This is a genomic window from Thioalkalivibrio sp. ALE11 (genome assembly GCF_000381205.1).
Taxonomy (GTDB): domain Bacteria; phylum Pseudomonadota; class Gammaproteobacteria; order Ectothiorhodospirales; family Ectothiorhodospiraceae; genus Thioalkalivibrio.
Window position 1 is genome coordinate 1 of sequence record NZ_KB906197.1, and the last position, 9,430, is coordinate 9,430.

The 9,430-nt window shown below is 63.8% G+C and carries 12 protein-coding genes and 1 tRNA gene; 5 read left to right on the forward strand and 8 right to left on the reverse strand.

Annotation, left to right across the window (positions count from 1 at the left end; genetic code table 11):
• Positions 1–169: 169 nt before the first annotated feature.
• The 4 genes from F620_RS0113685 to F620_RS0113700 all read right to left on the reverse strand — a co-directional run bounded on the left by F620_RS0113685 (position 170) and on the right by F620_RS0113700 (position 3,411).
• Positions 170–820, reverse strand: a complete 651-nt coding sequence (locus tag F620_RS0113685) for an SOS response-associated peptidase (protein WP_019571019.1) — start codon at positions 818–820, stop codon at positions 170–172.
• Positions 821–982: 162 nt separating this feature from the next.
• Entirely contained in the window at positions 983–1,951 is a 969-nt protein-coding gene (locus F620_RS0113690) for a hypothetical protein (protein WP_019571020.1), read from the reverse strand.
• Complete coding sequence (locus tag F620_RS0113695) at positions 1,941–3,179, reverse strand: site-specific integrase (RefSeq protein WP_026331499.1); 1,239 nt, start codon at positions 3,177–3,179, stop codon at positions 1,941–1,943. The genes F620_RS0113690 and F620_RS0113695 overlap by 11 nt, the downstream gene beginning before the upstream one ends.
• Positions 3,172–3,411, reverse strand: a complete 240-nt coding sequence (locus F620_RS0113700) for a hypothetical protein (RefSeq protein WP_018936046.1) — start codon at positions 3,409–3,411, stop codon at positions 3,172–3,174. Before F620_RS0113700 ends, F620_RS0113695 begins: the two co-directional genes overlap by 8 nt.
• 120 nt (positions 3,412–3,531) lie before the next feature.
• On the opposite strand from F620_RS0113700, the gene F620_RS0113705 reads away from it, so the two are divergent.
• A complete protein-coding gene (locus F620_RS0113705) occupies positions 3,532–3,780 on the forward strand; it encodes a helix-turn-helix transcriptional regulator (protein ID WP_018936047.1) in 249 nt (82 codons plus the stop codon).
• A gap of 202 nt (positions 3,781–3,982) precedes the next feature.
• Here F620_RS0113705 and F620_RS0113710 read toward each other — a convergent pair.
• From F620_RS0113710 to F620_RS15035, 3 genes are all read right to left on the reverse strand, one after another.
• Positions 3,983–4,059 (reverse strand) — tRNA-Arg (locus F620_RS0113710).
• A 104-nt stretch (positions 4,060–4,163) separates the two neighbouring features.
• Positions 4,164–4,910: a glutamine amidotransferase gene (locus F620_RS0113715; protein ID WP_155987049.1), complete on the reverse strand. Its 747-nt coding sequence runs from the start codon at positions 4,908–4,910 to the stop codon at positions 4,164–4,166.
• Positions 4,911–5,221: 311 nt separating this feature from the next.
• Positions 5,222–6,100, reverse strand: a complete 879-nt coding sequence (locus F620_RS15035) for a CHAD domain-containing protein (RefSeq protein WP_255349483.1) — start codon at positions 6,098–6,100, stop codon at positions 5,222–5,224.
• Between the two features lie 78 nt (positions 6,101–6,178).
• Here F620_RS15035 and F620_RS0113735 point away from each other — a divergent pair, with 78 nt between their 5' ends.
• The 4 genes from F620_RS0113735 to F620_RS0113750 all read left to right on the forward strand — a co-directional run bounded on the left by F620_RS0113735 (position 6,179) and on the right by F620_RS0113750 (position 9,062).
• A complete protein-coding gene (locus F620_RS0113735) occupies positions 6,179–7,147 on the forward strand; it encodes an IS30 family transposase (protein ID WP_019571027.1) in 969 nt (322 codons plus the stop codon).
• Positions 7,148–7,325: 178 nt separating this feature from the next.
• The gene (locus tag F620_RS0113740) at positions 7,326–7,610 is read left to right on the forward strand and encodes a hypothetical protein (protein WP_019571028.1); all 285 of its coding nucleotides are present in this window, start codon (positions 7,326–7,328) and stop codon (positions 7,608–7,610) included.
• Between the two features lie 242 nt (positions 7,611–7,852).
• Positions 7,853–8,029 (forward strand): hypothetical protein, encoded by a 177-nt coding sequence (locus F620_RS15410; protein WP_196802061.1) that lies wholly within the window; start codon positions 7,853–7,855, stop codon positions 8,027–8,029.
• Between the two features lie 34 nt (positions 8,030–8,063).
• Entirely contained in the window at positions 8,064–9,062 is a 999-nt protein-coding gene (locus tag F620_RS0113750) for a sensor domain-containing diguanylate cyclase (protein WP_019571030.1), read from the forward strand.
• 120 nt (positions 9,063–9,182) lie between these two features.
• Here F620_RS0113750 and F620_RS0113755 read toward each other — a convergent pair.
• Positions 9,183–9,430: transposase domain-containing protein (locus F620_RS0113755; RefSeq protein ID WP_019571031.1), on the reverse strand; the 248-nt coding region annotated here is incomplete at its 5' end.

Consider the following 9,430-nt stretch of genomic DNA (forward strand, 5'->3'; position numbering starts at 1 on the left):
TGGGAGTAATGGGGGCGACTGCGACCACGACTGTCTCCTGTGCGAGTGCGATTCGATGATCCACCCATCAAGCGACAGTTTTTGACGCTAAGCTGAAAAACCCATTGAACAGCATGCGGCCAACGATCCGCTCGCGGAGACAGGGAGCGGATAACAAAGGCGACGCCTGTCAGGCGATCGCTTCGATCAGCGACGGGTCGTCCTCAGCGGGCCGGTTCACCCGGGTGGACACCGGGTGATACCGGAGGGCGTCGGGAGTCAGGCGCTGCGTCCGTGTTCGGATCGCTTCCCGTTCGGTGAGTGCCGGGTCCAGCCAGTCCCAGCGGCAGGCCGCATCCAGCACCAGGGGCTTGCGGTCGTGGATGTGCGCCAGGCGGTCGGATGCGGGTTCAGTGATGATCGCGCAGCAGGCGCCACCGTCCGCGGTGGGCTCCCAGATCCCCGCCATCATGAGCACGTCCTGCGGCGCGTCTTCAGCCAGGGTGATGTAATACGGCTGCTTGCCCTGCTCCGTCCGACGCCATTCGTACCAGCCGTCGCCCAGCACGATGCAGCGGCGATGCGCGAACGCCGAGCGGAAATACGGGCTGGTGGCCACCTTCTCGGCCCGCGCGTTGATGGGCCGCGGGCCGTCCTCCACCCGTTGCGGACGAAAACCCCAGAACATCGGCTGGAACGCGGCCCGTCCATCGTCGTCCGCCCGGAACCCTTCCAGCTCCGTCCCCGGCGCGACGTTGTACCGCGGTGCGTCGAAACCCGTATCGACCGGCACCTGGAAATAGCGCATGGCCAGCTCGCTGGTCGCGCTGTAACGCGTCATTCGTCCGCACATGCGTCCAGCATGCCACGAGAACCGAGCGGCCCGTACGGGATAGCCGTCCGCATCACCCTCCTCCGGGATGCTCATGCGAAGCCGCATCTCCGGAGTTTTCGATTGCCCAAAAGAAAAGGCGGGGACCTGCCCCGCCTTTTCCGCTCAACGTCATGCACGCCCCAGCCGACCGGGTGGCCGCTCGGGATCCCTCGGCGACAACCACACAGGACGCCCGCCGCAGAGTCGATGCCAGTATCCGTTGCGGCGCGCCCGAAGCGCCCTCTCCGCAACATCGGCGTGGGCGCTACACTGATCAAGGCCCCGCACCAGAGCCGCCATGGGCGCGCCGTAGTCGTCACCACTGCGATAGGCATCAATCACCCGCCACAGCGCGTCATGGGCGTCCCGATCCCGGTGCCGCAGCGTGGCCATCGGCTCCTGCAGATAGTAGTCAATCAGCCGCTCGTGGCGCTTTTCCGGAATACGGTGCGCATCCGGAGTGACGCATTTGCCGACATCATGGAACAGCGCGAGAAGGACGCCGGCTTCCCGGGAATAAAGGTCCAGACTCATGTTGTCCGTGGCGGCCATCACCCCCTCGGCCACCTCCAGGCTATGGGCCAGTAAACCACCCGGCTCCCGGTGATGACAGTCCCCGGAGGCCCGGCCCGTCACAAAACTCAGGGTGAATGCCGGATCACCAAAGACGGTGCACAGGAAGCCTCGGAAGGCCTCGACCCTCAAGCCTTCCGCAAGCCGTACGAGTCGACCGAGATCTTCCGGGCAAGGAGCTCGATGAACGGGCAGCAGTTCCAGCGCATCCCGTTCACACGGCCGGGTGCCGTACAGGGGATGCGCCACCAGCACCTGTTCCCCGCGCGGATTAACGGCTGTGTGCAGGGAAACATCCCGATACTGCCCGTTCACCAGGCCGTGCCCGTCCCAGTCGCGGCGCAGGCCGTACGCCCGCGCGCTCCCCGTCGTGTCATACAGCTGGAAGCGGAAGACCCGTTCGCCCGAAGATGCGAGCCCCTCGTTCTCTACTTCCACGCGCGCCGACAATTCAACATGCTCCGGACACGCCATGTCTTCGTAGTCCATCATCCGCAGGACCTGTTCCACCGTTTCAGCCTTCATCCCGGACCTCCTTGCCCTCGTTGTCGGTCTCTCCGTGGAAACGCGCGCGCAACAGACGGTCCATCGCCGAACCGTCCTGACGCGTCAGGTTGGGCACGTATCGCGAATAGACCCGAAAGAGCATTTCCGTGTTGGTATGGCCCAGCTGCCGCGCGATCCACTCGGGGTTCTCCCCGGCCGCCAGCCACAATGTGGCGGCGGTGTGCCGGCACTGGTAGGGCTGACGTAACGCCAGCCCCAGATGGCGGAGCAGCGGATACCAGACCCGTTCGGCCACGTTCTTGGTATCCAGTGGCTGCCCGTTCGCCGTGTGGAAGACGTAGTCGCTGCGACCGGTCGCCTCACGCTGTGCCCGCAGGGCATCGGCGACCACTGAGGACATCATGACGTCCCGCTGCGAGCCATCGGTCTTCGTGTACTCCGTCCTCCCCCGGTTGTAGGTTTCGCGCACCAGGATGAGGCCGTTGTCGAAATCCACGTGGCGCCACTTGAGGCCGTGCACTTCCCCGGTACGCAGCCCGGTGAAGAAACGGACCACGAAGTAGTTCCGGTAATCGGGCCGCACGTGCTCGAGGATCCGCTGGACTTCATCCCAGCTGAACGGCTGAATCTCCCGCTTGGGCTGCTTCAGCCTTTTCAGGTTCTGCAGCGGGAACGTAAACTGGAAACGGTCAGCGGCCTCGGCGAGCACCATCGACAGCACCCCAAGGGTGTGGTTGATGGTCTTGGGCGAGAGAGTAGCGTTGCCCTTCCGGCCGGGGACTTTGGCGAGTGTCGACCGGAATGCAAGAACGTCCGCCTTGCTGATGTCGCTGACCTTCCAGTCACCGAACTGGGGGATCAGGTGTCGTCTGAGGGCGCTTCGATTGCTCTCGAGCGTCTTGAAGCGCCAGAGCACCTCGTTCTCCTGGAGCCACTGCTCCGCGAAATCGCGGAACAGTGGAACATCCGACTCGGGCTCGCTTGCCTCCGCCTCCGCCTCGGCTTCGGCTTCAGGGGTCCGTTCCAGGGCCTCGAACTCCTTAAGCCGACGGCTCTGCGGAAAATACTCGCGGTAGGCGAATGTGCCGAGGGTCATCTCGGCATCCATCTTCTTCGCCACCTTCTCCATCTTCCGCCGGTTGGCCGGGGTGTTCGGCAACGAGCTGTATTCCCTGCACCGTCGTCCCTTGTAGAAAAAGTCGAAATAGAGCTTACCCGTCTCTTTACGTTCACGGACCTTAACCATGGCAGGCACCCCCTCCCGCCATCGGGATCGTCAGGTCGTCGTCTTCGGCCGCCATGCCGGTCATATCCCTTTCGATGGTCTCCCAGATGTACAGGATCTTCCGGCCGCCGAACGGCCGGATGTAGTGGATCCCTTCAATGAGCACGCTGTCTTTCAGACTGTCCCGGATCGTGCGGGGGGTGTACTGGATCCGTTCGGCCAGTCCTTCAGTGGTCAGGTAGGTGTACCCCATGTATCCTTCCTCCGTATCAATGAAACATTCAAGTTTCGTGTGTAGCCTGTGCGCTTCACACAACTCCGACTCTACACAAAAAATGTAGCCTGTCCACTACGTTTGATGCCTGGGGTGTACATGGCGATCCGAATCCGGCTTAAAGAGCTCGTCGCGGAGAAGGAGTACCGGGAAGGGCGAGTCGTGACGATGAAGGAGATCTCCACGCAAACGGGGATCCATCGCGTCACGCTTTCAAAGATTGCGCATAACCGTGCGCAGAACGTCGGCACCGAGACGATCGACCGGCTGTGCAAGTTTTTCGGGTGCCGTATCGAGGAACTACTGGAATTCGTTGACGACGAGAATCGAGAAGGGGATACGGACTGAAGGAAGGCTGCGGAGCCGAGGCGGGAAAAGAGAAGTGACGGCGCCATGTGTCCCATGGACAGGCGGTCATTTTCAGGGGCGCACACCAGGGCGGAGACGGCGACTGTCCCACAGGTGTCCCAGAACTGTCCCACAGCCCTGGAAGGCCCCAAATGAAAAAGGGACCAGCGACTGTAAGTCACTGATCCCTTTCTCGAAATAATGGCGCGCCCGGGAGGATTCGAACCTCCGACCGCCTGGTTCGTAGCCAGGTACTCTATCCAGCTGAGCTACGGGCGCCTCGACTGAGACGCGAATTATGGGGATCCGGCCCCGTCGATGCAAGCCCCTGCGCGCAATTTGCGGCACGCGGGAGGCCCCGTTCTTGCCGTCGGGCACGCTGCTCAGTCGTCGGCCGTCAGCGGCTGGTTCTGCTCTCGTCCGGCCACCCGTTGTCCGAATTGCTGCAGTACGCGGACACTCTCGGGTGTCGCAGTCACATCTTGCAGGAGAGCATCCGCCCCGAGCTGCTGCCGGGTCAGTTCTTGCCGGTAGTACTCCACGTAATGGGGGACGATTTCCTGATCAAACTCCGGATGGAACTGCAGCCCCCACGCATGTTCGCCAAATCGGAAACCCTGATGCTCATCCATGTCACTCCAGCCCAGTCGTACCGCCCCCGGAGGCAGGGTGAGGACGGACTGGCTGTGGCTGACCTGCGCCGGGAATCGAGGAGGTAAACCACGGAACACCGGATCGGTCGAAGCCGCGTCGTCAAGGGTGATCGAGGTGGTTCCGACTTCGATACCGCGGGGGTTATAGCCCACTTCGCCGCCCAGGGACCAGGCCAGCAATTGGTGCCCAAAACAGATGCCCAGTACCGATACTCCCTGATCGACGGTGTCTTTCAGCCATGCTGCCGTGCGGACCATCCAGGTTAGCTCTTCGGTGACCATGGATCCGGAGCCCGTGATGGCCACTCCAGCCACGGCGCCCGGTTCAGGCAGAGGGTCGCCGGCCTGCACGTCCACTGACATCGTGTTTTGCAGCGGCCAGCCCATCGCTTGAGCGATCCAGTGGTCATAGTCCCCCGGATAATCCGCAAGGGACGGGATCTTGGTGCCCGTTTTTATGACCAGCAGCGGCTTCATGACCATATCCTTTCCCGAACCCAGCTGGCCATTCAAGTCTCAACCACGAGGACGCGTCGATTCCGCTCTTCTTGGCGGACCGGGTTCGAACCCGGTCCGCCACAGGGGTTGAGGTCCACAACGCCCCGGCAATCGTCAGGATCCGTCCGCATCCCCCGACAGCCCCGGACCTAGCCCTGCAGGATGCGTTCGGCACGGGCGGGAACTTCGTCCAGCCCGATCTCATGTTTAAAGGCGTCGAGCCCGGGACCGGGCAGGGGTTCGCAGAGACGTTTGTCGATGACGGTCTGGAGGACCGGTCGTATGCCGGGTCAGCCCTTGCCAGCCGCGCTGCGCAGTTGTTCGGCGGCCTCATGTAGCTGCCCATGGAGCGCCGCTACACGGGATTCTGCGGTGCGTTCGTACAATTGGGCGAGCAGCCCCCGCTTTTCCTCGGACAGTCTTGTCGCAAGCGCACACAAACCCGTGACTTCGTCAGTGCGATGTTCGGCTTCCAGAGCAGGATCGTTGCGGGGCAGCCCCAGGCTCGCCTCGACCCGCCGTCGGGCACGTTGGGCACCTGCTCTCTCGGCCTGACCAGGCAGCTCTCCGGCCAGGACCTGGGCATCGTGGATCTCGCCCATGAGGTCCTGCAGATTTTTCAATTCGCGCGCCAGTTCCTTTCCCCCTGACAGCCCCGGCGCCAGAGGTTCGAGCAGATAGCGAAGGCGTTTCCCGGTAATCCGCGCCTGGTGGATGGCGTCATCACCCGTGGGACCGCGCACACGTTCGAGCCAGGACCGAAATTGATCGGCGTTTGCCTCGAGCAAGGGGGCCGTCACCTCGCCCAGTAGCGGGGTGGCAGGACCGGAATCAGATACAAGACGCAGATGCAGATGCTTCCGCTCGCGCCGGAAGCGTGCCGGAAGATCGGATCGGAGGAGCTGATACTCAGCCTCCAGATTCTTCCGCAGTGTCTCCGTCAGCCATTGGTATCCGGGCTGGTCTTCGGCACGGAGTTTTTCACGGCATCCCTGCAGCCATACCAGTTGCACCTCGGTATCCCGTGCCGAACCGGTCGTGGCGACGATTTTCTTGAGTCGACGCCGTCTTTTGCCCGGCAAGGCATCTCGAAACCAGGGTTTGTAAACCCGCACCAGACTGCGACAACGTCGCAGTGAAACTCGCCTGAATTCACAGAATAACTGCAACGCCTGAACCCGGAAGGGGTGGGCCAGCTGCCGCCGTAGAATGGGTGGCTCTCACCCCAAACCCATTCAGGCGTACCGATGAGGCACTACAGGCAGCTGACCCAGGAAGAACGATATCAGATCAGTGCGTTGCGCGGGCTGGGGCGCTCGCAGGGGGCGATTGCGCGGACGCTGGGCCGCAGCCCGGGCACGATCAGTCGCGAGCTGAAGCGCAACGGCGATGGCGGTGCCTACGAGGCGCGTACCGCCCAGAAGCGCACCGACCAACGCCGCCGAAGCGCGCACAAGTGGCACAAGCGGATTCCCGCGCTGACCGACTGGGTAGAAGATCGGTTACGCGATGGCTGGAGTCCGGAGCAGATCGCGGGGAGCGCGCGTGAAGCCGGACATCCGGTGGTGAGCCACGAGTGGATCTACCGCCACGTGGCGCGCGATCAGGCGGCCGGCGGCTCGCTGGTGAACCATCTGCGGCACCGCCGGCGGCGCTACCGCAAGCGCTACGGTTCGGTCGATCGCCGGGGCCGGATCGTCAACCGGGTCGGGATCGAGAAGCGGCCGACGGTGGTCGACGAACGTCGTCGTTTTGGCGACTGGGAAGGCGACACGGTGCTGGGCAGCGGCGCGGCCGCGCTGGTCACGCTGGTGGAGCGCAAGAGCGGCACGGTCGCCATCCGCAAGATCGAGCGGCGAACAGCCGAGGAGACCCGGAAGGCGATCATCGACGCCCTGGGCCACTGGCGCCCGGCGGTGACGAGCATCACGGTCGACAATGGCAAGGAGTTCGCGGCCCACGAGCAGGTGAGCGCGAAGCTCGCCTGCCCGGTGTACTTCGCCCGGCCGTATCACAGCTGGGAACGCGGCTCGAACGAGAACACCAACGGCCTGATCCGGGAGTACTTCCCGAAGGGCGCCGACTTCGCTCAGGTCAGCGAAGAACGAATCCAGGGGATCGAAGACAGGCTCAACCTTCGACCGCGCAAGCGGCTCGGCTACCGGGCACCAAACGAGGTCCTGGAGCAATCCTTACCGCGGCAACGCGCCGCGTGACGTGGCGTTGCACTTATTGGTTGAATTCAGGCCGCCTCGGCTCCGCGGCCTTCCCTCAGTGCGTGTTCTCTGGCCCCTCGCGCATCATGCGCGTCCCTTCGCTGATTGCCTCAAGTCCCGGCCTGGCTGGCCGTTAGCGGTTTAAGGGAGATCGTATCTCCTCCTCCGAGGAATCGAAATGCTGTCCGGAAATCTCTCCTCCAATATTGCACTGCTGCAACGGGTCACTCCCCAGTCCACTAGCGCGCCACCCGCGTCGGGGCTACCCCCGGCGGGCTCAAGCTATTCGCTGAACAACGGCAACATCCAGGGCTCAGTGGCGGTGATCGACGGTCAGCGGGTGCATCACGAAGAGCGGGTCAAGCTCTTTGGCGGCAGTCAGCAATTGACCCTGACCGACCGCCAGGGGAACGAGCTATCGCTCCACATTCAGCAACATCACCGGGTCGACGTCCGGGCGTGAGATCCTGTAGGCGGACTCCGGCGGCGCCCTTTGCCGCGAGTCCGAGTCGGACACATTTCAACAGGATCATGATCCCGAGCCATCCGTCCGCGGCTGCTGGTGCACGGCGCGGGCCCGGCCACATGGCATGATTCCCTGCACACACCCGTGTGCCTTCTCCTGCAGATTGCAACCCCGAGCGCCATGACCGACGATGGCGCAGGAAACTCTCGATCTCTTGTCTATCTGGAAGGGGCCTCGCCATGACCGAATCACGAAGGGAAGCCCGCCGGCACGAAGAGGAAGAGGAACTGCGCAGGCGCCGGGAGAACATGCAACGGCGCAGTGACAGTCAGGCCGCCGCCGGGTTTGATGTCCTCCAAAGGCCGGAGGACTCGGAGACGCCTGCTGCCGCAAAAGACGACCTCGACAACCGCTGACCGGACAACCGTCGCCACGCCCGGGAGAAGGCCCATGGACGAGACTTCACCAACGGACCAGGCGGCCCTGATCGCCCGGCTGAAGGCCGAGCGCGATCAGCTCCTCACCCTGCTCAGGGCGTTGCCCGACATCTCGTTCGTGATCGACCAGGACGGCCTGTACGTCCGGGTCATCGGCGGGGCCAACCAAGCCATGTATGTCAGTGGCAAACCTCTGGAGGGCACGACCCTCCAGGAGGCCCTCCCCGACGAGATCGGCCGTCGCTTTCTGCAGGTGGTCCGGGATGCCCTGCAGACGGGAGAGATGCAGTTTCTGGAGTACGAACTGGGGGTGGACGAAGTCCAGCCACTGCCTCCCCACGTTCGAGCCAGCGCCAGTGATCCGGGCAAACAGTATTTCGAAGGCCGTGTCCTGCCACTGCCCAGCTACGATCACCCCAAACCCGTCGTGCTGTGGGTCGCGGTCAACATCACCCCGCGCAAGCAACTGGAGCAGTACTGGCGCACGGCCGCGGAAACCGATCCGCTGACCGGGATTGCAAACCGCCGCGCGCTGCTGGAACAGGCCCACGGCGAAGTCGAGCGCGCCCATCGCTACGGACACCCGCTCTCCCTGCTCATCCTGGACATCGACCATTTCAAGAGCATCAATTCCCGCTTCGGGCACGCCCGGGGGGATGAGGCCCTGCGGCGCTTCACGCAGGTCTGTACGGAGCTGCTGCGGACCAGCGATCGGATCGGTCGTATCGGGGGCGAGGAGTTCGTGATCCTGCTGCCGGAAACCGACCTGGCGGGCGCGGTCAGCCTGGGGAACCGGATTGTGGAGACGACCGCTTCCATCGAGGTGGCCAACACATCGCCGGTGTTCACCATCACCGTATCGATCGGCGTAGCGACCCTGCGACGCGGCGAGGGTTTTGAAGAGACCCTGCACCGGGCCGATCAGGCGCTTTCCAGGGCGAAGGCCAACGGCCGCAACCGTCTGGAGACCGAGAGCGCGCCCCGGCCGGATGAACCGCCGGCCAACGGCTGAGGAACAGGAGGAGCAACGCTACCGCGTCCTCACCGACAGGTGATGGCAACCGGATGGCAAACTCTGGCCGCTGCACGTGCAGAACGCCCGTAAGCGTCCGGGCAACCCCGGGACTGCGGCTTACAGGTTCGGAGTCGGGATTTTGAGATCGTCCGGGGTGAGGCGGTGCGGCAGGAGGGCCTCAAGGGCGTCCGGGGTGGTCGCCGTCGGCAGGGTCTCGAACAGGTAGTGCAGGTAGGCGCGTGGCTCGAGTCCGGCGGCCTTCGCGGTCTCCACCAGGGTGTAGAGCATCGCGCTGGTCTCGGCCCCCTTGGGGCTGCCGGAGAACAGCCAGGCCTTGCGCCCCACGGCGAACGGCCGGATGGCGT

Bases quoted from the DNA above. Each gene is read 5' to 3' on its own strand.
- F620_RS0113685 (WP_019571019.1), bottom strand. From the start codon at position 820: ATGACGCGTTACAGCGCGACCAGCGAGCTGGCCATGCGCTATTTCCAG.
- F620_RS0113690 (WP_019571020.1), bottom strand. From the start codon at position 1,951: ATGAAGGCTGAAACGGTGGAACAGGTCCTGCGGATGATGGACTACGAA.
- F620_RS0113695 (WP_026331499.1), bottom strand. From the start codon at position 3,179: ATGGTTAAGGTCCGTGAACGTAAAGAGACGGGTAAGCTCTATTTCGAC.
- F620_RS0113700 (WP_018936046.1), bottom strand. From the start codon at position 3,411: ATGGGGTACACCTACCTGACCACTGAAGGACTGGCCGAACGGATCCAG.
- F620_RS0113705 (WP_018936047.1), top strand. From the start codon at position 3,532: ATGGCGATCCGAATCCGGCTTAAAGAGCTCGTCGCGGAGAAGGAGTAC.
- F620_RS0113715 (WP_155987049.1), bottom strand. From the start codon at position 4,910: ATGAAGCCGCTGCTGGTCATAAAAACGGGCACCAAGATCCCGTCCCTT.
- F620_RS0113735 (WP_019571027.1), top strand. From the start codon at position 6,179: ATGAGGCACTACAGGCAGCTGACCCAGGAAGAACGATATCAGATCAGT.
- F620_RS0113740 (WP_019571028.1), top strand. From the start codon at position 7,326: ATGCTGTCCGGAAATCTCTCCTCCAATATTGCACTGCTGCAACGGGTC.
- F620_RS15410 (WP_196802061.1), top strand. From the start codon at position 7,853: ATGACCGAATCACGAAGGGAAGCCCGCCGGCACGAAGAGGAAGAGGAA.
- F620_RS0113750 (WP_019571030.1), top strand. From the start codon at position 8,064: ATGGACGAGACTTCACCAACGGACCAGGCGGCCCTGATCGCCCGGCTG.